Raw genomic sequence first — 26,010 nt, forward strand, 5'->3', positions numbered from 1 at the left:
AACCTTCAGCCCGGCCACCTGCTGTCATCGGTGCCATCCCCGGTCACGTAGGGCGGCGCGGACCTCCCGGACGATCCCCGGGAAGTCCTGGTGGAGGCGGCGACTGGTGACGTGCAGGACCAGCCAGCCGGCACCGACGAGTCGGTTGAGTCGCTGTCGGTCACGATGCAACTGCTCGCGGTCCGAATGCCAGTGGCCGTCGTACTCCACCGCCACCCGGACGGCGGGCCAGGCGAGGTCCGGATGCAGGATCAGACCGCCGGACACCTGCACCGGATGCTGAACCACCGGTCGAGGCAGACCGGCCAGCACCAGGCGGATGCGCAGCTGTGACTCGGCCGGCGACTGAGCCGCCGGCTCAGCCAGATCGAAAAGCCAGCTTGCCCGGCGTATTCCGGGACGGCCTTCGTTTCGGGCCGCGAACTGGGCGAGGGCCGCTCGGGTGGTGAGTTGCCGGCCGAGCAGGGTGTCGATGATGGCGATCGCGCGGGTCGGCTCCAGCCAGACGGCACTCTCCCACGCCGCCCGGGTCGGGTCGGTGCGGGGCAGCATGCCCGCGCCGACGCCCTTGGTCGACGGTCCCTGGGACGTCGTGTGCACCTGCAGGCCAGGTTGGCTGCGCAACCCGGCTGGTGCCGGCACGAGCACGTGCACCTTGTCGGTGAAGTTCGCGGCATGCTCGACCCCGTGCAGGTACGCCGCCGACGGGCCGGCGAACGCTGCCGCGACCGGCAGTTGCAACGCCACGGCGCGGCAGGCCAACTCGTGATCGCGATCGAGCCGGGCATCGGCGTAGATGTCCCGCCGTAGTCGCGCCCAGGCGGAACTGCGTAGCTGATGCGAGGTGAGCAGGCTCTGGTCGACGGCGTCCGAGCCGCGGAACACCTGCCACGCCAGGGCTCCGGGTCGGTGTACTCGAACTGGCATGCAGAAAAGCCTGCGTGCCCTGGTCCCGCTACGGCAGCCCCTGTGGACAACCAAGGACAGCGCACCGCCCGTCCCCTGTGGACAACTGCCCCGATCATCGCCGAGTGTGCTATGGGGCCACGTCCGGACACGCGGAGCCGACCAGGACAGCAGGGCCTCCGCAGGGATGCCGCTGCGGCGGTGCGCTTGTGGCTCCATCTCGACTTGCGGCAAGTCGGGGTCTCAAGCCGGAGTTTGGCCGCGACTTGCCGCAAGTCGTGCCAGTCGGTGCGGCAAGCCGCGCCGGGCGGTGCGGGTTCGTGCCGGGCGGTGCGGGTTCGTGCCGGGCGGGCAGGGTGGCGAATCAGGTCAGGGCGGTGGCGATGGCGTTGGCTGCGGCCAGCACCTGTGCGCCGACGTCCTCAGCGTCCAGCGGGGCCAGGGCCACCACCCCGACGCTCGCCTCCAGGCCGGGTACCCCGAGCACCGGGGCGGCCACCCCGTACGCGCCCGGTTGCAGCTCACCTGCGGTGCTCACCGGCCCGGCGTCGCCTGACCGGCCGGCCAGGATCGCTCGTCCGGCGGCACCCCGCTCCAGCGGGTGGCGGGCCCCGGTCCGGTACGCGACATGGAACGACGTCCAACTCGGCTCGACCACCGCCAGCGCTACCCCCTCGCCACCCTCCACCACCGTGAGGTGGGCGGTGGCTCCGGCCTGTTCGGCCAGCCGCCGCAGCGCGGGCAACGCACCCTCGGCGAGCAGCGGTTGGGCCCGCCGGGCCAGGTGCAGCACCCCGGCACCGAGGCGCAGCCGGCCGGCGGCGTCACGACGCAGCATGCCGTGCCCGGCCAGCGGCCCGACCAGGCGGTAGACGGCGGCCCGACCGATGCCCAACCGGCTCGCGGCCTCCGTGACGGTCAACCCGCCCGGCGCGTCCGCAACCAGATGCAGCAGCCGTAGCCCTCGATCCAGCGTCTGCGACGCCTCGCCGCCTGGCGTCGACCCGCCTGGCGTCGACCCGCCTGGCGTCGACCCGCCTGGCGTCGACCCGCCTGGCGTCGACCCGCCTGGCGTCGACCCGCCTGCCGTCGATCGGCCTCGGACCGACCCGGCTGGCACCAGGCCGTCCGGCACTGCCGGCCGGGGGGCCGGGCCGGGTGTCGCTGGAGTGCTCACGGTCAGCAGCGTACGGCCAGCGGGGCGGCATCGGCAGGCGCGCAGCGGCCGGGCGCTATCAGGCTCGGGCCGAGCGGGCAACAGCGGACGGCTACCCTTGTACGGTGACGCTACGCCTGTATGACACCGCCAACCGATCGGTGCGGGACTTCGTCCCGCGGGAAGCCGGCAAGGTGGGGGTCTACCTGTGTGGTCTCACCCTCCAGGCACCGCCGCACATCGGCCACCTTCGCTCCGGCGTCAACTACGACGTGTTGCGTCGCTGGCTGGCGGCGGCCGGTTTCCAGGTCACCTTCATTCGCAACGTGACCGACATCGACGACAAGATCCTGGTCAAGGCGCAGGAGCAGGAGCGCCCCTTCTGGTCGATCGCGTACGCCAACGAGTTGAAGCTCGCCGAGGCGTACCGGGCGTTGAACGTGCTGCCACCCACCTACGAGCCACGCGCCACCGGTCACATCCCCGAGATGCACGAGTTGATCGCGCAGTTGATCGAGCGGGGGCACGCCTACCCGGCCACCGACGGCTCGGGCGACGTGTACTTCGACGTGTGCTCGTGGCCGTCGTACGGGGCGTTGTCCAACCAGCAGCCCGACGACATGCAGTCCGCCGGTGACGCGCCGGACCGGGGTAAGCGCGACCCGCGTGACTTCGCGCTCTGGAAGGGCGCCAAGCCGGATGAGCCGGCGGACGCCTACTGGCCGTCGCCCTGGGGGCAGGGCCGGCCCGGCTGGCACATCGAGTGCTCGGCGATGTGCTGGCGCTATCTGGGCGCGGAGTTCGACATCCACGGCGGCGGGCTCGACCTGACCTTCCCCCACCACGAGAACGAGTTGGCCCAGTCCCAGGCCGCCGGCCTGCCCTTCGCCAGGTACTGGGTGCATCACGGGCTGCTCAGCATCGGCGGGGCGAAGATGGGCAAGTCGCTGGGCAACGCCCTCGACCTCGACTACGTCGCCTCGCTCGGGGTGCGCCCGGTCGAGCTGCGCTACTACTACGTGGCCGCGCACTACCGTTCGCGGATCGACTACTCCGAGGAGGCGCTGCGCGAGGCTGCCGTCGCGTACCGGCGGATCGAGGGCTTCGTGACGCGGGCCGTGGAACGGGTCGGCGCGGGTGCGCCCGGCGAGCTGCCGGCGGCGTTCGTCGCCGCGATGGACGACGACCTGAACACCTCGGCCGCGCTGGCGGCGCTGCACGAGGTGCTGCGGGACGGCAACAACGCGCTGGCCGGTGGGGACGATGTGACCGTCCGCACGGCGCTCGCCAGCGTGCGCGCGATGCTGGATATCCTCGGGGTCGACCCCCTCGATCCGGCCTGGACCGGCGGAGCCCGGGCGAGCGACCTCCGTGGTGTGGTGGACTCCCTGATCGCCCTGGCACTGGAGCAGCGCGCGCAGGCCCGGATCCGCCGGGACTGGGCCGCCGCCGACGCGCTGCGGGATCAACTCAAGCGGGCCGGTGTGGTGGTCGAGGACACCCCACAGGGGCCGCGTTGGACTATTGGAGAGCAGGACTGATGGCCGGCAATTCGCAGCGCCGTGGTCGGCGGGTGGCGTCGAAGGCCAGTGCCCCGAAGGGGTCCGGTGGAAAGAACCGGGACTCCCTCGCCGGGCGCGGCCGGACGTTGCCGGCCGACGAGCGCCCCTGGCACAAGGCGTACTCGGGCACCGAGAAGCTGCCGCAGCGCACCGCCTGGAAGCAGGAGAAGGAGCGCCGGGCGGCGGCCGAGGAGGGGCGGGCCCCGAAGATCGGCCAGCCCGGCAGCAAGGACACCACCTGGGGCAAGGGTGGTGGCCGGGGCACGGCCAACGCCAAGCCGGCGCGCGGTAAGCAGCCCGCTGGGCGCAGCGGCCCCCGGGTCGCGCCGGGGCGCAAGTCCAACCCGGCGAAGGACTCCCCGGAACTGTTGGTGGGCCGCAACCCGGTGCTGGAGGCGCTGCGTACCCAGGTGCCGGCGACCGCGCTCTACACCGCGCTGGGCATCGACATCGACGACCGGGTCAAGGAGATCGTCCGGACCGCCGCCGACCGGGGCATCGCGATCCTTGAGATCAGCCGCGCCGAGTTGGACCGGATGACCGGCGGTGTGCTGCACCAGGGCGTCGGTCTCCAGGTGCCGCCGTTCGCGTACGAGCCGTTCGAGGATCTGGTCGCCGCCGCGCTGGAACAGCCGGCACCGCTGCTGGTGGCGCTGGACGGGGTGACCGATCCGCGTAACCTCGGCGCGGTCATCCGCTCCGCCGCCGCGTTCGGCGCGCAGGGCGTCTTCGTACCCGAGCGGCGGGCGGCCGGGATCACCGCGACCGCCTGGCGGACCAGCGCGGGCGCGGCGGCCCGGGTGCCGGTGGCCCAGGTGACCAACCTCACCCGGTCCCTGAAGGCCTGCCGGGACGCCGGGTTCGTGGTGGTCGGCCTGGACGCCGACGGGGAGACGGACCTGTACGACCTGGAGGCCGCCGTCGGCCCGCTGGTCGTGGTGGTCGGCTCGGAGGGACGGGGGCTGTCCCGCCTGGTCGGGCAGACCTGCGACCTCACCGTCAGCATCCCGATGATCTCCGAGGTGGAGTCGCTGAACGCCAGCGTCGCCGCCGCCGTCACGCTGGCCGAGGTGGCGCGCCGCCGGGCCGTCGAGGGCTGAGAACCGCAGAGCGTACGCGAAAAGGGGCGGCCCGCCATCGGCGGACCGCCCCTTTCGGTTGCTACCTCAGATGCGCTTCCCGGTGGCGGAGTGGAAGACGTGGCTCTGGCCGGCGCGCGGCTTCACGAAGATCGTGTCGCCGAGCTTCGGCATGGTCCGGCGGTCGGTGCGGACCACGAACCGCTCGGAGGCACCGTCGAGCGCGGCGTGACCGTAGACGTTGGCGTCGGAGCCAAGGTCCTCGACCAGCTCGACCACGACCGGCATGCCACCCTCGGTCGGGCTGACGATGTCGCAGTCCTCCGGACGGAAGCCCACGGTCACCTTGCCGTTGCCACCCTCGGCGTTGGCCGCCTCGACCTGCTCGCGGGTCAGCGGCACGGACATCTCCGCGAACGACGCGCCCTGCTCGCTGAACGGGACGGTCTTGATGTTCATGGCGGGCGAGCCGATGAAGCCGGCGACGAAGACGTTGGCCGGGGTGTCGTAGAGCGTCCGCGGGGTGTCGACCTGCTGGAGCACGCCGTCGAGCATGACCGCGACCCGGTGGCCCATGGTCATGGCCTCGACCTGGTCGTGGGTGACGTAGACGGTGGTGATGCCGAGCTTGGCCTGCAGCGACGCGATCTGCGTACGGGTCTGCACCCGCAGCTTGGCGTCGAGGTTCGACAGCGGCTCGTCCATCAGGAAGACCTGCGGCTCCCGGACGATGGCCCGGCCCATCGCGACCCGCTGGCGCTGACCACCGGAGAGCGCCTTCGGCTTACGGCTGAGGTACTCCTCCAGCTGGAGCAGCGCCGCCGCCTCCTTGACCCGCCGGTCGATCTCGGACTTGGAGGTCTTGCGCAGCTTGAGCGCGAACGCCATGTTCTCGTACACCGTCATGTGCGGGTAGAGGGCGTAGTTCTGGAAGACCATCGCGATGTCGCGGGCCTTCGGCGGCAGGTGGGTGACGTCCCGGTCGTCGATGTAGATCGCGCCGTCGTCGACGTCCTCCAGGCCCGCGAGCATGCGCAGGCTGGTGGACTTACCACAACCGGAGGGGCCGACGAGGACGAGGAACTCGCCGTCGCCGATCTGGAGGTCGAGCTGGTTGACCGCGGGGCGTTCGGTGCCCGGGTAGATCCGGGACGCCTTCGCGTAGGTGACCGTAGCCATGAGGGGGACGCTTCCTTTCACCGGCAGGAACGTGCCGGACGATCCGAGTGAAGGAGCGACCGGCACTGATGTCCGTACCGGCGCCACGGCAAGCGCGGGGCGAACCCGTGTCGGCCGTGTCACTGCACGGTAAACGGCTTTCGCCGCAATGCCAAGGTCCACGGTCGAGCGGTACTTCCGAAGCATTCGCATTCCGGTCAGTCGGGCACGGTCGGACACGAATCGACGGCCACGCGTCGGGATGTTGACGTTTCCCATGCTCGGGACCCCTGCCGAGCAGGAAAACCGGACGCCGGTCGCTATGCTGGCCACGACACAACGCCCCTGTAGCTCAGCTGGCCAGAGCACCCGCCTTGTAAGCGGGATGTCGCCGGTTCGATCCCGGCCGGGGGCTCCATCCGTATCACGCATGGCACACCGGGCGGACATCTCGGCGTGGCCGGGTGTTCAGACGGGCCCGTTAGGCTCCGCCTCCACCCGTCACGCCGTGATCCGTCACCACGACCAGGGGCGCCCGCCACCGTGCACCATGCCAACCACTACTACGGGCACTCCCACGTGCTGGCCCGCTACTGCGGGCTCGACGACCGGGACCCGCCGCGCATCCACGGCTACCTCCAGCACGGCTGGAACATCGGCGACGGCATGGCGTACGACCACGAGTTCGTGCCGGGCGTACCGCTGTTCCTGTGGTCGGAGCGGACGCGGCGGCGGGCCTGGTCCCTCGGCCGCCGACAGACGTACGTGGTGGGCGCCCCGTGGGCGTACCTGCTGGCGATGGAGCCGGACGGCCCGCAACGACGGGAGGGCACCATCTGGTACCCCTTCCACGGCTGGGAGGGGCAACGGGTCGTCGGTGACCACGACCGGCTGGTCGACGAGATCCGGGCCGTCGAACCGGGCCCCGTGACGGTCTGCCTCTACTGGCAGGAGTACCGGTCCACCCGGGTACGCCAGCACTATGAGCGGGCCGGCTTCCGGGTGATCTGCCACGGCTACCGGGGCGGCCGGTGGCGTGACCTCGACCCGGATTTCCCGCACCGGCAACTGGCCGAGCTGCGCCGGCATCGTCGGGTCGCCTCGAACCGGCTGTGCAGCGCGGTCTTCTACGGCATCCTGGCCGGCTGCGCGCCGGCCGTCTACGGCGATCCGATGCAGTTGGCCGGTGAGGCGCCGATCTGGGGTGGTCAGCCGCGGATCCGGCGCCAGTGGGCGAGCCTGCACGGCCCGCAGGTCGACCCGGACGGCGCCCGTGCCCTGGCCGTCGCCGAGTTGGGTGCCGACCGGCTGCTGCCCCCGGCCGAGCTGCGCCGGCTGTTCCGCTGGCCCGAGCCCACCGGTCGGCACCAGGCCCCCACGGTCCGATCCGCCGATGAGCAACACGGCACGGAGGTTGGCTGATGAGCGAGCGCAGCGAGCGAATCCTTCGGCGCAGTGGGGTGGCTCGTCGTGACGCCGAGCGCAGCGAGGTGGCGCGATGAGTGAGGTGCACCTGCTCGGTGGCGAGATGCTCGGCTGGTCGGATCTCGACGGCGCGCACGGCCCGGGCCCGGTACGCGGTCCGGGGCTGGCGGCCCTGTTGTCCGTCGCGTCGGGCCGCACACTGGTGGTGGGGCCACACGACCCCCAGCTGCTCGACGCGCTGCCCTCGGCCGACCTGACCGTGCTGGTACGGGGACTGCCCGACGCCGAGTCGCTGGCCGACCGTTACGCCGACCGCTCCGGGGTACGGGTGTGCTGCGGTGGCCCGGAGAAGCTCGCCGGCACCGCACCGTACGACACTGTGGTCGCCCTGGACGGCCTGGAGCGCCTCGACTCGGTCGAGGGGACGCAGCTGACCTGGGGCGAGGCGTTCGACCTGCTGGTGTCGGTGCTGCGGCCCGGCGGTCGGCTGCTGCTCGGGGCCGAGAACCCGCTCGGGCTGCACCGGTTGCTGGCGGCGCCGCCGCCGAGCACCGACTCCGACTGGGCGGCACTCGGCGAGTACGACGACACCCGCCCGGCCGGCCCCGCCCGGCTACGGGCCCGGCTGACCGCGTCGGGGCTGCGGATCGGCGGCGTCTGGGCGGTCTTTCCGTCTCCCATCGCGCCGGCCGCTCTGCTCGACACGGAACTGCTGGCCGACCCGGACCTGACCGGGTTTCTCCAGGCAGTGCTCGGCGACCCGGCCGTGCTCGGCAATCAGGCCGTCCCCGGCGACCGGGCCGTGCACGGCGACGGCGGCGGCAGGACGGGTGACCCCGGCACCGGACGTGATGGCCCGGTGCCGGCCGCACCGCTGCTGGCCGACCCGGCTCGGCTGGCCGGATCCGCCGTCCGGAACGGGATAGCCGGCGAGCTCGCGCCGGCCTGGGTGCTGCTCGGCGAGCGCCTGCCGGATCCGCTGACCCTGACGGACCAGACCGTCGCCGCGCGCGCCCACCTTGCGGACGACCGGACCGGGGCGGTGCCGCCTGCGGCACTGCTGATGCGGGACGGTCGGCTCCGGGAGGTGCGCCGGGATCCGGCGGGCGGCTGGCGGTTCGCCGACGGCGAGGCCGTTCCGTCGGGGCGTACCGTCGAGGACCTGGTGGTGGCCGCGGCGTTGCGCCGAGACCTGCCGGCGGTGCGGGCGCTGCTCACCACCTGGCAGTCCGGTGCGGTGGCGGGGATGCCGGCGGACGCCGTGGTCGTCACCCCTGCCGGCACCTGGCACGGACTGTCCGGTGCCACCGAGCCGATGTTTGTGTTGCGCCGGCTGGCGTCCCGGCTGATCGATGCCGGGCTTGCCGACCTCTGGCCGGCCGGTGAGCTGGCCGCCATGCTGACCACGACGGCCGGGCGGAAGCCGGGGTCGTCGGTCGACGACGTCAGCGGCGCCGCTGCCGGCGGGTGGCGGGAGCTGCTGGTGGACCGGGACCGGCTGACCCGCGAACTGTCCGAGGCGCGCGCGCTTCAGGACTGGTACGAACGGACGTTGACCGAGCGTGACGACGAGATGAAACGGCTACGCCGGATCGTCGCACTGCTGCACGGCACCCCCACCGCACGAGCCGGCCGGCTCCTGCTGGCCGGTGCCCGCACCGCCCGCCGCACCGCCCGTTCCGCCGTCCGCCGCCTCCGCCCCACCGACTGACTGCCCGCCCTGCCTCCGCGATCATGCAGTTGTGGCAGCGACAAATCAGGGCGGGCGTGGCGAAGAGACGACCACAACCGCATGATCGGCGGGGATCGGTCAGGGTGGGGGGAGGAGGGAGTCGTAGAGGGATTCGAGGCGGCGGGTCTGCTGGTGCAGGTCGAAGTCGGTCTCGGCGCGGTGGCGGGCGGCCTTGCCGAGCTGGTCGCGCAGCGGCGCGTCGGTGAGCAGGCGGCGGAGGTTGGCGGCGAGGGCCGGCCGGTCGCCCTCCGCGCAGAGCAGCCCGTTGGACTCGTGGGTGACCGCCTCGGGGATACCACTGTGGTAGGTCGAGACGACCGGCACACCGAGACTGAACGCCTCCAGGATGGTGGTGGGCAGGCCCTCGGTGTCGCCGTCCGACGCGGTGCGCGACGGCGCCGCGAGCAGCCGCGCCTCGGCGATGTGCCGCATCACCTCGGGCGGCGGCAGCGCGCCGGGAAACGTCGCGTCCACGCCCAACTGTGCGGCCCGCGCGCGTACCCGCTCGTGCAGCGGCCCGGTGCCGACCAGCAGCACCCGGGGGCGCAGTTCGGACAGCAAGCCCAGCGCCTCGACGAGATCCTCGATGCCTTTCTTCTCGACGAACCGGCCGACGAACACGACGTCCCACCGCTTCGGCCCGGCGGCCGGCTCCGGTGGCAACGGCACTCCGGTGTGATGGACGCGGATCTTCTCCGGATCCGCTCCCAGCGCCACCGCCCGGTCCCGGATCGCCCCGGAGACGGCCAGGATCAGCGCGGCCCGACCGAACATGGTCCGCAGGTTCCGCCGGTGCCGAGCGCCGCGCGGACCGGGTGCCGCCGCCTGCCGGGTGACGTCGAGACCGTGCAGGGTGACGACCAGCGGGATGCCCAGCTGTTCGGCGGCCCGGCTGACCAGCCAGCCGTCGCCGCCGAAGTGCGCGTGCACCACCCCGGGGCGTAGCCGGGCCAGCAGCCGCCGCAGCCGGGGCGACCCGCCGGTCAGCCGCAACCGCAGCCACTCGCGGCGGCCACGCGGCGTGTCCGGGCACAGCACCACGTCGCTGTCCCGGGACAACGGTGAGACCACCCGGACGGCACCCAGGTAGACCGGACGCCAGGTGGGCAGCGCGTCGCCCTGGTTGCGGACGAACGTCTCCGAGCCCGGTAGCAGGCAGCTGCGCCAGATCACGGCGACCCTATCGCCGGACATCGGCCCCGATCCCCGCCGTCCCGGCGGTGCCGGCCGTTCCCGTCGACGTGCCGGCGGCCGTCCCCGCCGGGTCGGTCGCCGCGCCACCTGGCGCTCGCCGGCCGGCATCGGCCTCCGTGCTCGCGGACCGCCCGGGCGAGGCCGGACCGCCGCGCCGGCCCCGGCCGAGGATCCGGTCGCGTACCCGGTGCCGCAGCTGCGGCGGAAGCAGCCAGATCTGCAGGAACGTCAGGTAGTCGACGAGACCGGGCCGCCCGTGCCGGCGCGCCTCGGCGAGCAGCAGCCGGAAGACCCGGAAGCTGCGGGTGGGCGCGGCCATGGAGCTGATGATGCTCATCGTGATCGCCGCGTACGCCCGTGGGGTGATCAGTGGTCGGATCCCGCGCAGCCACTCGAGCTGGGCCTCCCACGGCGAGCTGAGGCTGATCCGTGGCCGGTCCTCGTCCTGGTGCCAGAGCACCAGCGGCTCGGCGGCGATCAGCAGGTCGACGTCCGGGTGGCTCATCGCGCGTACGGTCCAGTCCAGTTCCTGCTGCCGGCGCAGCCCGACGGTGAACGGCACCCGGCGCAGCAGCTCGGTCGGCGCCATGATGGTCGAGGTCTGGATGAACCCGTCGCCGTGGAACAGTCCGCGCCGCAGGGTCAGGTACTCGCAGATCGGCTCGCCCGGCTCCGGCAGCCGCCGGGGCATCACGAACTCCGCCCGGGGCGTCTTGTTGATCAGCCGGCTGGCGATGATCGGGCTGCCGACCGTGGCGCTGCGGGCCAGCTCCAGCTGCGCGGCGAGCTTGGTGGGCAGCCACTCGTCGTCGTCGTCGAGCAGGGCGGTCCAGGGGGCACGCGCCTCGCGTACGCCGGTGTTGCGGGCGTTGGGCGCACCGCCCTTGCCGGGCAGCTCGACCACCCGCAGCCGGGGGTCGCCGATCTCGGCGAGGGCCTTGCCGGTGTCCTCGTCCGGACCGTCGACCACGACGATCACCTCGATGTCGGTGACGGTCTGCGCGAGCGCGCTGCGTACCGCACGGCTCACCAACGCCGGGCGGGCGAAGGTGGGGACGACCACGCTGACCTCGGGTGTGGATGGCATGACCACCTGCTCACTCGTGCTGGCTACGACGGGCGCGCACGGTGACGTTAGGTGGCGTGGGAGGACCCGAGGTGAATGCCGGGCTGCGCCCAGACGTACAGCGGTGGTCGTCGACCGGAGCGGCCCACCCGGCCCGGCGCGGAGCGGACGTCGCTAAGGTCGCCGCAGGTGACGTACGGCGTGGTGCGGCGAGGGGATGGTGGACGGTGGCGGACGCGGACCTGGTGGTCGAGGTCGCCGGTGCGGTGGCCACGGTGGTGATCCGCAATCCGGGCCGGCGTAACGCGATGACCCCCGCCATGTGGCGGCGGCTGCCCACGCTGCTCGACGGACTGGAGGCCGACCCGGCGGTCCGCGTCGTGGTGCTCACCGGCGCCGACGGAACCTTCTGCGCCGGTGCCGATCTTGGCGACCTGGACGAGCTGCTGGCCGCCGGCGACGGCAGCATCGCGGTCGTGGCCGAGGAACGGCTGGCCACCTTCGCCAAGCCGACGGTGGCCGCCGTCCACGGTGCCTGTGTCGGTGGCGGCTGCCAATTGGCGGTCGCCTGTGACCTGCGAATAGCCGCGGCCGACGCCCGTTTCGGCGTACCGCCGGCCCGGCTGGGGCTGGTCTACCCGACGCCCACCACCCACCGGCTGGCCCGGCTGGTCGGCCCGGCGGCGGCGAAGTACCTGCTGTTCACCGGCGAGTTGGTGGACGCCGACCGGGCGCTGCGGATCGGGCTGGTCGACGAGGTGCTGCCCGGCGCCGACCTGGCCGCCCGGGTCGACAGCCTCACCGGCGTGATCGCCGAGCGCTCGCAGCTCAGCGTCGCCGCCGCCAAGGAGATCGTCGACGGACGGGCGGACGAGGATCGGATGGCCTGGTGGCACGGGCAGGTGCGGGCCAGTGGCGAGGCCCGGGAGGGCGTGGCGGCCTTCCGCGAGCGCCGTGCACCGGAATTCGGTTGGACGCCGCCCGTCGCACATTGAGCCGTCAACCGGAGCCAGCCCGGATCGGTCGGCGACGCTCGGGCCAGCGGAGAGGGGCCGGCGGGCGCGGCGCCGATGTGCAACGCCGCCCCCTGTGCCCGCCGGCCGGCCTGGAACTGGCGGTATCCCGCAACGGCGGTTGACCTTGCGCGATCACGGTAGGTGTGGCCGAGGTGAGGCGGCAACGCATTTCGATGGCCGGGTCGGCGGTGAGCGCCGTCCCTGGAGGTCAGCGTCGGGCGAGCAGACCACGCGGCCGGATCGAGTGCAGCGGCTCGGCGGCACCGCCCTCGGCGCGCAGGATGTGGTTCGCCGCGAGGATGCCGGTGGCCGCCGCCCGTTCCATCAGGGCGCTGGGAAAGTCGGTGCCGATGCCGTCGCCGGCCAGGTAGAGGCCGGTGGCGTCGGTGCGGACCCCCGGACGCCAGGCGTGGCTGCCCGGCGTGAAGGCGGGCGCCTTCGCCTCGACCCGGGCCCGCAGTTCGCGTACCCGCAGGCGGGCCGTCTCCGGCCAGAGCACCGCCAGTTCGGCCCGCATCCTCTCGGCCAGCTCGGTGGCGGGCACGTCCGGCTCGCAGGCGTACGCGTGCAACTCGATCACCGAGCCACCGGCGCGTTCGGCCCAGTGGCGGGACTCGCGCTCCAGCCGGTGGTACAGCGTCACCGAGTCCAACGTGGCCTGTCGGGACACCCCGCTGAAGATCGCCCGATCGGGATCGACGTCTCCGTCGCACCAGTACCGGGCGACCGCGTACGGCGGGCCGGGCCGACCGTACGCGGGCATCGCCGCGGCCAGTGCCGGGGCCTGCTCGACAAGCGACGGCGAGCCCGCGACCAGGGCGGCGAGTGCGGGCGGGTCGACGGCGAGCACGACGTGCCCGGCCCGGTACGTGTCGTGCGTGCTGTGCACCTGCCAGCCGTCGGGATCGTGGTGCAGGCCGGTGACCGGCTCGCCGGTGCGGATCCGGCCGCCGTGCCGCTCGACGTGCCGGGTCAACGGCTTCCAGATCGACGTCGCGTAGTCCTCGTCGGGGCAGTCGAAGGCCAGTCCTTCCGGATTCCCGAGCAGGTAGAAGTGGAACTGCGCGATCATCTCGGCGGCCGACATCTCCGCCTCGTGATTGAAGAACGAGTGGGAGAAGACCTCGAAGAGCATCGCCCGGGCCCGGTCGGGCAGCCGCAGCGAGTCGAGCAGGTCGTCGGCGGTGGTGTGGTCGAACTCGGCGTAGGTGCGTACCGGGTCGTACGTCAGCAGGGGCAGGGCCGCGTCCCGATCCATACCGCGCAGATCGCGCAGGCGCAGGCTGGGGCTGCGGGCGAGCAGCGTGAGCAGGTTCGCCGGTGGCGCGGGGGGCAGCCGCCCGAACTCCTCGGTCGGCCACTGCGCGCTGAGCACCGGATAGCCGGGGACGGCCCGCAGGAACCGCAGGCTCGGGTCGACCCGGCGCAGGATGTTGCGCCAGTTGTAGTACTGCCGGAAGAAGGCGTGGAAGCCGTGCTCGTTGACCTGGTCGGTCCCGTCGGCGAGGGTTTCCGGCCAGGCACCGAGCCGGCCGCCCAGGGTTGGCGCGGCCTCCAGCACGGTCACCTCGACGCCGCGTTCGGCGAGCACCACCGCCGCGGACATGCCGGCGATGCCGCCGCCGACGACCGCCGCGGTGACCGGATGCGGCACGCGGGGGGCGCCACCCCCGCCGGGGTCGACCCGGTGCCGACGTACGCCGATGAACCGTCCGGCCAACTGCGACAGCGTCATCTGACCTCCCGGCCCAGTGTGCTCCTCCGGTCAGGGCAGGCAGCGGCGGGGGCGGTCGGAGGTCGGCCAGACGTACTCCACGTCGTCGGGAACGTCGTCGCCGAAGATGGGCCGGTAGTGCGCCGGATCCTTGCGCAGCAGCGACGAGCGGTGGCTCAGGTGCACCTCGGTTCGGCCGAGCCACGGCGGCAGTTCCCCGGCGACGGCGAGTTCCTGCTGGGTGCGGACCTGCTCGACGCCGCACGCGGCGGCCAGGTCGACGGTCAACGTGGTGGCGCAGGTGTCGGCCCGGCCGGCCGCGCACCAGACCGAGCAGATGTCCAGGCCGTACCGGGTCAGCGCCTCCTCGTACCCGGCCCACATCTTCACCGCCGGGTGGTTGCGCCAGCCGTACGTCGGCCAGGTCAGCCCGCGTAGCACCTGGATCGCCTCCACCCGCTGCTTGCCGAGCCGTCGTTGGTCCAGCGCGCGGGCGCTGGCCAGAAAGTCCGGGTACGGCAGGAAGGTCTGCATGCCGCTGCCCTACCCGTCGCCGGGCCGGACATGCCGCGTCGCGGCTGCCACGATCATGACGGGCTGCGCGGGCTGCGACCGGCTGACTACCATGCGGGGCATGGCGGAGCCGCTGCTCGATCGGGCCCTGCGGGCCAGCCGCCGGTTGCGGGTCAACGGGGAGTCCCGGGCGCACTACGTGATCTGTGGGCAGGATCCGCTCGCCTACTGGGTGGTGCGGACGTTGCTGGCCGGCGAGACACAGGCCGGCCGGGTACGGATCACCCTGATCGTGCCGGAGCGTCGGCGTTCTCCCGGGCCGGACGGCCGTGACCTGCCGGGCATCGAGGTGATCCGGGCCGACCGGCTGGACGAGGTCACCTTCCGCCGGGCCGGGCTGGCCGAGGCCGCGGGGCTGGCCCTGCTGCACCAGGACGACGTGGGAAACATGCACGCCGCGCTCTGCGCGCAGGAGGTGGAGTCCCGGCTGCGCCTGGTGGTGCGGATGTTCAACACCGGGCTGGCCAACGGCGTACGACAGATCTTCCCCGACTCGGCGGTGCTCTCCGACGCCTCGATGGCCGCACCGGCCTTCGTGGCCGCCGCGCTCGGCGAGGTCGCGCCGACGCACTTCCGGCACGGCGGACGCACCCTCTACGTCGCCCGCCGCGACGACGTACGCCCCAGCGAGATCGTCTGCGGGGTGGCCGACACCGGCGACGCCCAGCAGGATCTGGTGCTGCCGGCCGACGACCGGGACGCCGACGTGGTGCTCGCCGAGGCGGTGGGCCGGCCGGCCGGCACCGAGCTGGCCGCGCGGCGGCTGGTCCGGGCGCGGCGGCGGCGTCGGCCGGTGGCGGTGGTGCTGCGCGCGGTCCGCAGCTTCGCCACCCGGAAGATCGGGATAGCGGTGCTGGTGCTGCTCGCCATGGTGGCCGCCCTGGGCGGGCTCTACGCGAACGCGGCGCACGTCGGCTGGGGCGACGCGCTCTACCTGACGCTCGTTACCACCCTCACCGGGCAGGATCCGGACCCCGCCAAGTCGGCCGCCGAGCAGGTCATGCAGGTGGTGCTGAACCTCGCCGGGCTGGCGCTGATCCCGCTGATCACGGCGGTGGTGGTCGACGGGGTGGTGAACGCCCGACTGGCCCTGCACACCGGGCGGATCCTGCCCGAGCGCTCCGGGCACGTCGTGGTGGTCGGGCTCGGCAACATCGGCACCCGGGTGATGGCCCAGCTCAACGACTTCGGCGTCGAGGTGGTGGCGATCGACAAGAGTGCGGACGCGCGCGGCGCCGGGCTGGCCCGACGGCTCGGCGTACCGCTGGTGGTGGGCGACGCGGCGCAGGAGGAGACGCTGCGGGCCGCCTCGGTGGCGACCTGCCAGGCGTTGGTGGTGGTCTCCACGGATGACGGCGCCAACCTCCGCGCCGCGCTCAACGCCCGTGCCCTCGACGACCAGCTCCGGGTGGTGCTGCGGCTCTTCGACGGCGACTTCGCCGAACGGGTGCAGCGGGCGTTCGGCATCGGCACCTCGCGCAGCGTCTCCTACCTGGCGGCGCCGTCGTTCGCCGCCGCCCTGCTGGACCGGGCGGTGATCGCCACGATCCCGGTGGGCCGGCACGCGTTGCTGGTCACCGAGGTTCCGGTGGCCGCCGGCTCGGACCTGGACGGTCGGACGCTCGCCACCGTCGGCCGGGCCGGCAGCGTCCGCCTGCTCGCGCACGCCCGCGCCGGCCAGCGCCTGGACTGGTCGCCGGACCCGCGCATGGTGATCGTGGCGGGTGACCGGCTGACCGTGGTGGCCCGCCGGGCCGGCCTGAACGCGTTGCTCCGCGAGGTCGCGCCACCGGAGCCGGCACCGCCGTCCGGCGCGCCGGTACCGCGCGAAGCGACGGAGTGACCCGGTCAGCGGCGGGCTGACCGGAGGGCGTACCAGACGGCACCGAGGGCCAGCACGCCGAAACCGGCGAGCACGCTGGACAGCGGCAGGTTGACCGCGAGCAGCACGCAGCCGACAAGTCCCGCCACGGCGAGCGCCTGCACCGGCAGCTTCCGCTCCGGCTCCCGTCCCAGGGTCAGCGCGGCGGCGTTGGTGATGGCGTAGTAGACGAGCACCGTGCAGGCGGAGAAGCCGATCGCCCCGCGCACGTCGCCGAGCACCACGACCAGGATGACCACGGCGGCCACCGCCAGCTCGGCCCGGTGCGGCACCCGGTACCGGGGATGCACCGCGGCCAGCCCGGCCGGTAGATCCCGGTGGCGGGCCATCGCCAGCGTGGTGCGGCCCACCCCGGCCAGCAGCGAGAGCAGCACCCCGGTCACCGCGATCGTCGCGCCGGCCCGGACCACCCACTCCAGGCCGGGCAGTCCGGCCGCGCCCACCACGTCGGCCAGCGGCGCGGCGGAGGCGGCCAGCCGGTCCGCGCCGAGCACGCCGACGGCGACCACCCCCAGGACCAGGTAGATCACCAGCACCAGACCGAGCGCCAACGGCACCGCCCGGGGAATGGTGCGCTGCGGATCGCGTACCTCCTCGCCGAGGGTGGCGATCCGGGCGTACCCGGCGAAGGCGAAGAAGAGCAGCCCAGCGGCGGTGAGCACCCCCCGGCCGGTGCCGCCGGGCTGGTCGATCCGGTCGACGGAGACGCTCGTCGCGCCGGCCACCGCGACGAGCGCGAGCACGGCGAGCACCAGGACCACCAGGATCCGGGTGGCGGCGGCGGTCTTGCCGATGCCGCGCAGGTTCACCGCCGTGACCGCGACCACCGCCAGCACCGCGACGAGCCGGGCCTGCCCCGGCCAGAGGTACGCCCCGATGGTCAGTGCCATCGCCGCGCAGCTGGCCGTCTTGCCGATCACGAAACCCCAGCCGGCGAGAAACCCGGCGAACGGGTTCAACCGCTCCCGACCGTAGACGTAGGTGCCGCCGGACTCGGGATAGCGGGCGGCCAGCCGGGCGGAGCTTGTCGCGTTGCAGAACGCGATGAACCCGGCCAGGGCCAGGGCGACAAGCAGGCCGGTGCCACCGGCCGCCGCCGCGGCGGGAGCGAAGACCACGAAGATGCCCGCGCCGAGCATCGACCCGAGACCGATGACGACGGCGTCCGGTACGCCCAGCCGGCGCGTGAGTCGGTCCACGGCGGGACCCTACCGGTGCCGGATGAACGGCCCGTCCCACTGCCGGAGGCGACCGGGTAGCGGCAGGTCGTCCCAGGGCACCCGGTGCAGCAGCCGGTCCAGCAGCAGCCCCAGCAGCAGCCCGGCCACCGAGTCGGTCAGCCAGTGCCAGCCCAGATACGTGGTGGTGCACAGCACCACGGTCGGTGGCACGATCCGCACCACCAGCACCACCCGTTGGGGTACGGCCCGGCCAAGGCTGGCCAGCAGTGGGACGAGTAACAGTGCGAGCACGCCGTACCAGACGATCGCGTTGGCGACGTGTCCGGACGGATAGGACTGGGCGAATCGCACCGGCAGGTCGTCCTGGAAGAGCGGAAGCGTCTGCCCGGGCGGCAGGAACGGCTCCTTGACGCTGGCGCTCGGCGCGGGCCGGGCCGTCCAGACCTTCAGCGGGCCGATCGTCAGGTAGGTGAGAACGAAGGCCGCCACGGGGACGAACAGCGGGCGCACGGACCGCAGCCGGACCGCGAGCAGCACTCCCAGTCCAGCCGCGATCAGCGTCAGCGGGGTGCCCTGACCGAGGTAGTTGAACACGACCGCGATCCATCGGGCGGCTGTGGGTCGATGCGCGTCAGCCCAGTCCGCCACCGCGCGGTCGAGCCCGAAGAACCAGTGAGCGGCAAGGGCGGCGGTCAGCCCGGTGAGAGCGGCCAGCAGGACGGCGTCGAACCACCAGCCGGCCGGGCGTACCGGTGCCAGACGGATGCTCCGGCGTACCGGTGTCGTCTCCCGCACCCCGATCACGCTACCGGCCCGCGCGGTGCTCCCGAGGGCCGGCGACTGTGGGCCGAGCCACGTAGTGAGGCGTTCCGGCGGCGGAAACGTCAAACTTGACGCCGTGCGGATCACCTCGGCCCTCGTCGACCCGGCGTTGCTCGACCTTCCCTGGTCGACCCCGTTGGAGCAGTGGCCGGCCGAGCACCTGGTCGCGCTGCCGCAGGGCATCTCCCGGCACGTGGTGCGGTTCGTGCAGTTGGGCGGGCACGTCTACGCGGTCAAGGAGACCGGCGAGCGGGTGGCCGAGCGGGAGTACGACCTGTTGCGTGCCCTGGAACGGATCGACTTCCCGTCGGTCAAGGCGGTGGCGATCGTCGCCGACCGGGAGTCCGACGCCGGTGAGCCGCTGGACCCGGTGCTGATCACCCGTCATCTCCAGTTCTCCCTGCCGTACCGGGCGCTGTTCTCCCACACGCTGCGGCCACCGACGATGGGGCGACTGCTCGACGCGCTCGCCGCGCTGCTGGTCCGGATGCATCTGACCGGCTTCTTCTGGGGCGACTGCTCGCTGTCGAACACGCTGTTCCGGCGGGACGCGGGTGCCTTCGCCGCGTACCTGGTCGACGCCGAGACCGGCGCGCTGCGCAGCGTGCTCTCCAACGGTCAGCGTGGCGAGGACCTGGAGATCGCCCGGGTCAACATCTTCGGCGAGGCGCTCGACCTTCAGGCGGCCGGCCTGCTGCACGACTCGATCGACCCGGAGGTGGTCTGCGAGGAGGTGGTGCAGCGCTACGAGCGGCTCTGGCACGAGATCACCTACGAGCAGCAGGTCGAACGCGCGGCCCGGCACGACATCGAGGGACGCATCCGCCGGCTCAACGAGCTGGGTTTCGACGTGGCGGAGGTGGCCATGTCTAGCATCGACAACGGTCGCTACCTCATTCGGCCGAAGGTCGTCGATGCCGGGTACCACCACCGTCGGCTGCTCCGCCTCACCGGGCTGGACGCCGAGGAGAACCAGGCCCGCAAGCTGCTCAACGACCTCGACGCGTACCGGGCGGAGAGCGACCTGACCGACGAGCAGCAGGCCGCGCACCGCTGGTTGACCGAGGTCTTCGAGCCGGTGGTCCGGGCGGTACCGGCGCACCTGCGGCGCAAGCTGGAGCCGCAGGAGCTGTTCGCCCAGATCATCGAGCACAAGTGGCTGCTCTCCGAGCAGGCCGGTCGGGATGTGGGGATGCGCCACGCGGTGCAGTCGTTCCTATCGGACGTGCTGGTGCACCGCCCGGACGAGCAGGCCGTCCTCGGCGTGGAGATCTCGACGCGCTGACGTCGCGGCTGTCGGGTCACTCCACCCAGGTGCCGGCCCGCATCACCCGGACGATCTCCAGGTCGTCGTCGAGCACCACCAGGTCGGCGCGGAGCCCTGCCTGGAGGGTGCCCACCTGGTCGCCGAGGCCGAGGGCCAGGGCCGGCGTGGTGGACGCCATGCGTACCGCGTCGGGAACCGAGACCCCGGCGGCCACGGCGCTGCGTAGCGCCGCGTCCATGGTCAGCGTGCTTCCCGCGATCGCCCCGTCCCGGGCGAGCCGGGCCACCCCGTCGTCCACGGTCACTGCCTGGCCGCCCAGCTCGTACTCGCCGTCGGGCATGCCGGCGGCGGCCATCGCGTCGGTGACCAGCGCGCACCGTTCCGGTCCGGCGGTCGAGGTGGCGAAGGTGAGCGTTCCCTCGTGCAGGTGCACCCCGTCGGCGATCAGTTCGCAGATCACGTTCGGCGCGGTCAGCAGCGCCACCACGGGGCCGGGCTCACGGTGGTGCACCGGGCGCATCCCGTTGAAAAGGTGGGTGCCGACGGTGGCGCCCGCCGCCACGGCGGCGCGGGTCTGCTCGTACGTGCCGTCGGTGTGCCCGACGGCGACGACCACCCCGTGCCGGGTGAGCAGTTCCACGGCCTCCAGCGCACCCGGCCGCTCGGGGGCGAGGGTGACCATCCGGAGCGCGCCGTCACCGATCTTGATGAGCTCGGTCAGCTCGTCGGTGGCGGGATCCCGCAGGAACTCCGGGTTCTGTGCGCCGCACCGGGCGGCGGACAGGTACGGCCCCTCGAAGTGGATGCCGGCCAGCACGCCCTCGCGCACCAGCGGGGCGAAGGCGGCGGTGGCCGAGCGCATCAGCTCCAACGGTGAGCTGACCAGGCTGGCCACCAGGCTGGTGGTGCCGTGCCCCAGGTGGAACGCGGCCGCGGCCCGGGCCTGGCCGGCGTCGCCGGTGGTGAAGGTGTGCCCACCGCCGCCATGGCTGTGGATGTCCACGAAGCCGGGCACGATCCAGTGCCCGTCGCGCACCGACGGGTACTCCGCGACCGCACTGATCCGGTCGCCCCTGACCTCGACGCAGCCCTGCGAGATCACCCCGCCGGGGGTCACCACCTTGCCGTTCACCCGTACGGTCATGGCGTCTCCATCTGGTCGAGGGCGAGCAGGGCGGCACCGAGGCAGCCCGCCTCGTCGCCGAGGGCGGCCGGGACCAGTCGTGGCTCCCGGTGGAAGGTGAGCCGGTCCCGCAGCGCGGCACGCAGCGGGTCGAACAGCCCGGCGCCGGCCTGGGCGAGGCCGCCGCCCAGGACGATGGTCGCCACGTCGAACAGGGCCTGGGCGGTGGCGAGGCCGTCGGCCAGTGCCTCGACCGTTTCCCGCCAGACCTGGGCGGCCACCTCCTCGCCGGCGTCCGCCCGGGCGGCCACCTCGGCGGCGGTCACCATGGTCCGCCCCTGGCCCGGCCCGGCGGCGGACCCGTCGTCCGACGCGCTGCCGGTGCGCCGGCTCGTGGCCGTGCTGGTGTCGGCGGCCGTGCCGGTCCCGGTGAGTTCGGCGTAGCGGCGGGCGACGGCCGACGCGGAGGCGATGGCCTCCAGGCAGCCGGGTCGTCCGCAGCCGCAGGTCGGTCCGTCGGGACGGACCAGGATGTGACCGAGTTCCCCGGCGGCGCCGTGCGCACCGGTGACGGCCTTGCCGGCCACCACGTGCGCGGCGGCGATCCCGGTGCCGATGGCGACGAAGAGGACGTGCCCGGTGTCCCGGCCGGCACCCAACCGCGCCTCGGCGAGGCCACCGGCACGCACGTCGTGGCCGAGCGCCGTGGGCAGGCCGAGCCGCGCGGCCGCCAGGTCGCGCAGGGGTACGTCCCGGAAGCCGACGTTGGCTGACCAGACGGCCACGCCGCGTGCCTCGTCCACGACACCCGGCACCACGATGCCGAGCGCGGTCGGCGTAAGCCCGTCCGCGCACGCCTTGCCGGCGAGCCCCTCGGCCACCGTCAGGATCGTCTCGACCACGGCGTCGGGACCGCGCCCGGCGTCGGTGGGGTGTCGTTCGGCGTGCCGCACGACACCGTCCGCGCCGACCAGCGCGCACTTCATCCCGGTGCCGCCCACGTCGAGCGCGACGGCAACCTCTTCGATCACGTGAGTACCACGGAGCGACTCAGGTGCCGGGGCGCGTCGGGGTCGAGGCCGCGACTGGTGGCCAGCGCTACGGCGAAGCGCTGGGCCAGGATCAGGTCGGCCATCGGGTCGACCGGGGTACGCCCGGCGGCCCACCGGCCGAGCACGGTGCGGTAGCCGTGGGTGCGGCTGTGTGCGAAGGACGCGCCGGTGGCGGCGACATCCTCCGGCAGCCCGTCGGGCAACTCGCCGAAGGCCCAGACCAGCCGGCCGGGGGCGGCCACCGAGATGGGGCCGTGCCGGTAGTCCATCGCGGGGTACGCCTCGGCCCAGAAGGTGGCTGCCTCGCGGCACTTCAACGCGGCCTCCTGGGCCAGTCCGATGGTCCAGCCGCGACCGAGGAAGGTGACCTGTTCGATCAGGCTCGGATCGATCGGCAGCGGGGCCCGGACGGCGACCTCCGCGTCGGCGGCGAGGGCGTCCATGTTGTCGCCGAGGTGGGCGCGGAGCAGCGCCAGCGCGGTGGTGGCGAAGCGGGTCTGCACCACCGAGCGTTCGTCGGCGAACGGCATGGTGACGGCGGCGTCGGCGGTCTCCACCACCGGTGAGCCGGGGTCGCCCACCAGCACCGTGGTCGGGATCCGGCCGCGCAGCGCGGCGATCAGTTCCAGCACCTCGGTGGTGGTGCCGGAGCGGGTGATCGCCAACAGCCGGTCGTAGTGGCGGCCGACGGGGAACTCGCTGGCCTGGAAGGCGTCGGTCTCGCCCTGGCCGGCGGCTTCGCGGCGGGCCGCGTACGCCATGGCCATGAACCAGGACGTGCCGCAGCCGACGACGGCGACCCGCTCACCGGGGCGCGGGAGGCGGTCGAGCATCGCCGGGGCCAGTTCGCTCGCCTGGCGCCAGCAGTCCGGCTGGCTCGCGATCTCCGCGTGGACGTACGCCATGAGAACTCCTCGCAGGCCGGAGCCTTGCGCATTACGGCTCGCTAATCCCGTCTTTCGCGCGTCATTCTGCGTGAAACCCATCGGAAATGGCAACCGGGGACGCAATCGAGCAGAGCTGGTTTTTGCGTCTTCGTAGTTTCGAGCACTAGTGTGCACGCAACCAAGCACCGATCGTGCAGACACGGGAGGCCCGGGGTGGACCGCTACGCGAGATGGAACGCCCTGCTCGAAATGCTCACCGACTCGGGCCGGGTCACCGTGGAGGAGGCCGCCGAGCGGCTGGACGTCTCCCAGGCGACCATCCGCCGGGACTTCGACCAACTCGCGCAACAGCAGATGATCACGCGTACCCGGGGCGGGGCGGTCGCCAACGGCGTCTCGTACGACCTGCCGCTGCGCTACAAGACGGCCAAGCACTCGGCGGAGAAGCAGCGCATCGGCGCGGCGGCGGCGGCGCTGGTCTCGCCGGGCACGGTGGTCGGCCTCAACGGCGGCACCACGAGCACCGAGGTGGCCCGGGCGCTGGCGGTGCGCCCGGATCTCAACACCAACGCCGACGGTGCCCAGTTGACCGTGGTCACCAACGCGCTGAACATCGCCAACGAGTTGCTCGTCCGGTCCCGGATGAAGGTCGTGGTGGCCGGCGGCGTGGTGCGGCCGAAGTCCTTCGAACTGGTCGGCCCGCTCGGCGGGGCGCTGCTGCGTGAGGTCACGTTGGACGTGGCGCTGCTCGGGGTGGACGCCATCGACCCGCTCCTCGGTGCCGCCGCCCATCACGAGGGCGAGGCGGCGATGAACAACCTCATGGTGGCGCGGGCCAAGCGGGTGGTGATCATCGCGGACTCGTCCAAGCTCGGCGGTCACGCCTTCGCCCGGATCTGCCCGGTCGACCGGGTCGAGACGCTGGTCACCGACTCCGGGGCCGCTACCGAGGTGGTCGACGCCTTCCGCGCGGCCGGGGTGCACGTCATCTGCGCCTGAGCGTCCCTGGAGTACTGACGTCGCGTCGCGCCGTCGACGCTCACGGTATCGAAATTGCCCGTTTTCGGCGTGCCGCTGCATACCGGGTATTGCCTGTCGCTGCATACCGCGTATGGTGTCGTCGTCGCCCACACACCAACGGGGGAGGTGCAGCTTGCCAGCTGTCCTGGAAATCGAAGGTCTACGAAAGACGTACCGAAGTCGACGCCGTGGCACCCGCAACGCCCTGGACGGCTTCGACATGCGGGTCGAGGCGGGCCAGGTGCACGGCTTCCTCGGCCCCAACGGGTCGGGCAAGACCACCACGCTGCGTACACTGCTCGGCCTGATCCGGCCGGACGGCGGCCGGATGGCGATCCTCGGTCACGAGGTGCCCGACCGGCTGGACCAGGTCGCACCGCAGGTCGGCGCGATCGTGGAGAGCCCGCAGTTCTTCCCGCACTTCACCGCACGAGACACCCTGTCGCTGCTGGCCGGCGCCGGTGACCTGCCCGAGCAGCGGGTGGACGAGGTGCTGGAACTGGTCGGCCTACGCGACCGGGCCGGTGAACGGGTCAAGACGTACTCGCTCGGCATGAAGCAACGGCTGGCGGTCGCCTCGGCGCTGCTCAAGAACCCGCGACTGCTGATCCTGGACGAGCCGGCCAACGGCCTCGACCCGGGCGGCATCCGGGAGATGCGCACACTCATGCGCAACCTCTCCGAGGCCGGCATGACGGTGGTCCTGTCCAGCCACATCCTCGGTGAGATCCAGCTGATCTGCGACTCGGTCACCATCATCTCGTTGGGTCGGCGGGTCGCCTTCGGCCCGGTCGACGAGGTGCTGGCCCAGCACTCGTCCGGCGCGGTCCGGGTGCGGCTGGAGGCGGTCACCGACCTTCCGGTCGCCGCCACCGCACTGACCCGGGCCGGCGTACGGGTCACCGCCAATGACGATCATCTGATGCTCGCCGGGGTGGACAAGCCCGCCACGGTCACCCGAATCCTGGCCGAGCAGGGCCTCTACGTCAGCGAACTCGCACCGATCGCGGTCGACCTGGAGAGCGTCTTCCTCGAACTGACCGCCACCGCGCCGGTACCCGGCCAGCACCGGCAGGTCGACCAGTCCGTACGAGTCGACGGGACGGCACCGTCCGCACCCGCCGGAGGAGGTTGGGGCGCGTGAGTCTCTTCCGTACCGAGCTGCGCCGGCTGGCCAAGCGGCGCTTCGCCCGCTGGATGACCGCCGGTGGCCTGCTGGTCCTGGTCCTGGTGGCGGTGGGCATGTTCCTGAGCAACCAGAAGATCGGCCCGGATCAGCTCGCCGAGGCACGGCGGGCCGCCGACCAGCAGCATCAGGAGCAGGTCCGCTGGGCCGAACAGGAACGCGCGAACTGTGAGCGGGCCAAGGCGGCGGGTGAGAACGTCGACTACTACCCGGCCGACTGCGCCGAGATCACCCCACCGCCTCGGGAGTCGATCGAGGAACAGTGGTTCCTGCCCTCGACCTTCGACTTCCGGAAGAGCTTCGGCGAGATGCTGATCCCGCTCGCCGGGATCCTGGGAATGGTCGGGTTCGTGGTCGGCGCCTCCTTCGTGGGTGCCGAGTGGAACACCGGCGGGATGATGAACCTGTTGCTCTGGCGGCCGAAGCGGCTGACCGTCCTGCTGACCAAGTTGGGCGCGCTGCTCACCGGGCTGCTCGCGCTGGCGTTGCCCGCCACGGCGGCCTGGTTCGGCAGCATGTGGCTGGTCGCCAACCTGCGCGGCACCACCGAGGGGATGACCTCGGGGACCTGGCAGTCGTTCCTCATCGGTGGTTTGCGCGGCATCGTGCTGGCACTGGTCGCGGCGACGGTGGGCTTCGCCCTGGCCTCGCTCGGCCGGCACACCGCGATGGCGCTCGGCGGGGCGATCGCGGTGATGGTGGTCGGCCAGATCGGGCTCGGCATCCTGCTCTCCATGGCGCAGGTGCGTTTCCCCGAGGCGTGGCTGCTGCCCACCTACGCCATCGCCTGGATGACCAAGAAGGTCACGCTCCAGGACTGGCAGGCGTGCAACGCCACCTACACCGGTGAGTGCGAGCCGGCCACGCTGGACATCACCTGGCAGCACTCGTCGGTGCTGTTCACCGTCGGGATCGTGCTGTTCCTCGGCGCGGCGCTGTGGACGATGCGGCGGCGCGACATCACCTGAGTCGGCCGGTGGCGGACCGACCTTGCCAGGACGGTCCGCCA

General features: G+C 72.7%; 22 protein-coding genes and 1 tRNA gene. 11 read left to right on the forward strand and 12 right to left on the reverse strand.

Features of this window, described 5'->3' with window-relative positions; all coding sequences use genetic code 11:
- Positions 1 to 24: 24 nt before the first annotated feature.
- Positions 25 to 927 carry a hypothetical protein gene (locus O3597_RS27740; protein WP_281602864.1) on the reverse strand — a complete coding sequence of 301 codons (903 nt, stop codon included), beginning with the start codon at positions 925 to 927 and terminating at the stop codon, positions 25 to 27.
- 343 nt (positions 928 to 1,270) lie between these two features.
- Positions 1,271 to 1,879 (reverse strand): helix-turn-helix domain-containing protein, encoded by a 609-nt coding sequence (locus tag O3597_RS27745; protein ID WP_281604654.1) that lies wholly within the window; start codon positions 1,877 to 1,879, stop codon positions 1,271 to 1,273.
- A 308-nt stretch (positions 1,880 to 2,187) separates the two neighbouring features.
- Between O3597_RS27745 and cysS the strand changes: the two genes are divergently transcribed.
- Both cysS and rlmB read left to right on the forward strand, forming a co-directional pair.
- Entirely contained in the window at positions 2,188 to 3,603 is a 1,416-nt protein-coding gene (gene cysS / locus O3597_RS27750; protein ID WP_281602865.1) for a cysteine--tRNA ligase, read from the forward strand.
- Complete coding sequence (gene rlmB, locus O3597_RS27755) at positions 3,603 to 4,724, forward strand: 23S rRNA (guanosine(2251)-2'-O)-methyltransferase RlmB (protein ID WP_281602866.1); 1,122 nt, start codon at positions 3,603 to 3,605, stop codon at positions 4,722 to 4,724. The genes cysS and rlmB overlap by 1 nt, the downstream gene beginning before the upstream one ends.
- Before the next feature lie 66 nt (positions 4,725 to 4,790).
- On the opposite strand, the gene ugpC is transcribed toward rlmB, so the two are convergent.
- Complete coding sequence (gene ugpC, locus O3597_RS27760; protein ID WP_164448574.1) at positions 4,791 to 5,882, reverse strand: sn-glycerol-3-phosphate ABC transporter ATP-binding protein UgpC; 1,092 nt, start codon at positions 5,880 to 5,882, stop codon at positions 4,791 to 4,793.
- Between the two features lie 320 nt (positions 5,883 to 6,202).
- On the opposite strand from ugpC, the gene O3597_RS27765 reads away from it, so the two are divergent.
- The 3 genes from O3597_RS27765 (at position 6,203) to O3597_RS27775 (ending at position 8,997) form a co-directional block, all read left to right on the forward strand.
- A tRNA-Thr gene (locus O3597_RS27765) sits at positions 6,203 to 6,279 on the forward strand.
- 125 nt (positions 6,280 to 6,404) lie between these two features.
- Complete coding sequence (locus O3597_RS27770) at positions 6,405 to 7,283, forward strand: hypothetical protein (RefSeq protein WP_281602867.1); 879 nt, start codon at positions 6,405 to 6,407, stop codon at positions 7,281 to 7,283.
- 76 nt (positions 7,284 to 7,359) lie between these two features.
- Positions 7,360 to 8,997, forward strand: coding sequence for a hypothetical protein (locus O3597_RS27775; protein WP_281602868.1), 1,638 nt, complete (start codon positions 7,360 to 7,362; stop codon positions 8,995 to 8,997).
- A 99-nt stretch (positions 8,998 to 9,096) separates the two neighbouring features.
- Here O3597_RS27775 and O3597_RS27780 read toward each other — a convergent pair whose 3' ends face one another.
- Positions 9,097 to 10,212 carry a glycosyltransferase gene (locus O3597_RS27780; protein WP_281602869.1) on the reverse strand — a complete coding sequence of 372 codons (1,116 nt, stop codon included), beginning with the start codon at positions 10,210 to 10,212 and terminating at the stop codon, positions 9,097 to 9,099.
- The gene (locus O3597_RS27785; RefSeq protein ID WP_281602870.1) at positions 10,199 to 11,299 is read right to left on the reverse strand and encodes a glycosyltransferase family 2 protein; all 1,101 of its coding nucleotides are present in this window, start codon (positions 11,297 to 11,299) and stop codon (positions 10,199 to 10,201) included. The genes O3597_RS27780 and O3597_RS27785 overlap by 14 nt, the downstream gene beginning before the upstream one ends.
- Positions 11,300 to 11,505: 206 nt before the next feature.
- Here O3597_RS27785 and O3597_RS27790 point away from each other — a divergent pair, with 206 nt between their 5' ends.
- Positions 11,506 to 12,273: an enoyl-CoA hydratase/isomerase family protein gene (locus O3597_RS27790; RefSeq protein WP_281602871.1), complete on the forward strand. Its 768-nt coding sequence runs from the start codon at positions 11,506 to 11,508 to the stop codon at positions 12,271 to 12,273.
- 229 nt (positions 12,274 to 12,502) lie between these two features.
- Here the strand turns inward: O3597_RS27790 and O3597_RS27795 are convergent, their stop codons facing one another.
- Positions 12,503 to 14,029, reverse strand: coding sequence for an FAD-dependent oxidoreductase (locus O3597_RS27795; protein ID WP_281602872.1), 1,527 nt, complete (start codon positions 14,027 to 14,029; stop codon positions 12,503 to 12,505).
- 30 nt (positions 14,030 to 14,059) lie between these two features.
- Complete coding sequence (locus O3597_RS27800) at positions 14,060 to 14,542, reverse strand: MSMEG_6728 family protein (protein WP_164448568.1); 483 nt, start codon at positions 14,540 to 14,542, stop codon at positions 14,060 to 14,062.
- A gap of 91 nt (positions 14,543 to 14,633) precedes the next feature.
- Between O3597_RS27800 and O3597_RS27805 the strand changes: the two genes are divergently transcribed.
- Complete coding sequence (locus O3597_RS27805) at positions 14,634 to 16,424, forward strand: NAD-binding protein (RefSeq protein ID WP_281602873.1); 1,791 nt, start codon at positions 14,634 to 14,636, stop codon at positions 16,422 to 16,424.
- A 5-nt stretch (positions 16,425 to 16,429) separates the two neighbouring features.
- Here O3597_RS27805 and O3597_RS27810 read toward each other — a convergent pair whose 3' ends face one another.
- Positions 16,430 to 17,662, reverse strand: coding sequence for an APC family permease (locus O3597_RS27810; RefSeq protein WP_281602874.1), 1,233 nt, complete (start codon positions 17,660 to 17,662; stop codon positions 16,430 to 16,432).
- A gap of 9 nt (positions 17,663 to 17,671) precedes the next feature.
- The gene (locus tag O3597_RS27815) at positions 17,672 to 18,439 is read right to left on the reverse strand and encodes a phosphatase PAP2 family protein (protein WP_281602875.1); all 768 of its coding nucleotides are present in this window, start codon (positions 18,437 to 18,439) and stop codon (positions 17,672 to 17,674) included.
- A gap of 103 nt (positions 18,440 to 18,542) precedes the next feature.
- Between O3597_RS27815 and O3597_RS27820 the strand changes: the two genes are divergently transcribed.
- Positions 18,543 to 19,751 carry a DUF4032 domain-containing protein gene (locus O3597_RS27820; RefSeq protein WP_164448565.1) on the forward strand — a complete coding sequence of 403 codons (1,209 nt, stop codon included), beginning with the start codon at positions 18,543 to 18,545 and terminating at the stop codon, positions 19,749 to 19,751.
- Positions 19,752 to 19,767: 16 nt separating this feature from the next.
- Here the strand turns inward: O3597_RS27820 and nagA are convergent, their stop codons facing one another.
- From nagA to O3597_RS27835, 3 genes are read right to left on the reverse strand one after another with little or no spacing between them, the layout of a single operon-like run.
- The gene (gene nagA / locus O3597_RS27825; RefSeq protein WP_164448564.1) at positions 19,768 to 20,877 is read right to left on the reverse strand and encodes an N-acetylglucosamine-6-phosphate deacetylase; all 1,110 of its coding nucleotides are present in this window, start codon (positions 20,875 to 20,877) and stop codon (positions 19,768 to 19,770) included.
- The gene (locus O3597_RS27830) at positions 20,874 to 21,887 is read right to left on the reverse strand and encodes an ROK family protein (RefSeq protein WP_281602876.1); all 1,014 of its coding nucleotides are present in this window, start codon (positions 21,885 to 21,887) and stop codon (positions 20,874 to 20,876) included. The genes nagA and O3597_RS27830 overlap by 4 nt, the downstream gene beginning before the upstream one ends.
- Positions 21,884 to 22,813 (reverse strand): sugar isomerase, encoded by a 930-nt coding sequence (locus tag O3597_RS27835; RefSeq protein ID WP_164448563.1) that lies wholly within the window; start codon positions 22,811 to 22,813, stop codon positions 21,884 to 21,886. The genes O3597_RS27830 and O3597_RS27835 overlap by 4 nt, the downstream gene beginning before the upstream one ends.
- Positions 22,814 to 23,008: 195 nt before the next feature.
- On the opposite strand from O3597_RS27835, the gene O3597_RS27840 reads away from it, so the two are divergent.
- From O3597_RS27840 to O3597_RS27850, 3 genes are all read left to right on the forward strand, one after another.
- A complete protein-coding gene (locus O3597_RS27840) occupies positions 23,009 to 23,794 on the forward strand; it encodes a DeoR/GlpR family DNA-binding transcription regulator (protein WP_164448562.1) in 786 nt (261 codons plus the stop codon).
- 154 nt (positions 23,795 to 23,948) lie between these two features.
- Positions 23,949 to 24,959, forward strand: a complete 1,011-nt coding sequence (locus tag O3597_RS27845) for an ATP-binding cassette domain-containing protein (RefSeq protein WP_164448561.1) — start codon at positions 23,949 to 23,951, stop codon at positions 24,957 to 24,959.
- Positions 24,956 to 25,969 carry an ABC transporter permease subunit gene (locus O3597_RS27850; RefSeq protein ID WP_281602877.1) on the forward strand — a complete coding sequence of 338 codons (1,014 nt, stop codon included), beginning with the start codon at positions 24,956 to 24,958 and terminating at the stop codon, positions 25,967 to 25,969. Before O3597_RS27845 ends, O3597_RS27850 begins: the two co-directional genes overlap by 4 nt.
- Positions 25,970 to 26,010: the final 41 nt, after the last annotated feature.

The sequence above is a fragment of the Verrucosispora sp. WMMA2044 genome (genome assembly GCF_027497155.1).
GTDB classification, from domain to species: Bacteria; Actinomycetota; Actinomycetes; order Mycobacteriales; family Micromonosporaceae; genus Micromonospora; species Micromonospora palythoicola.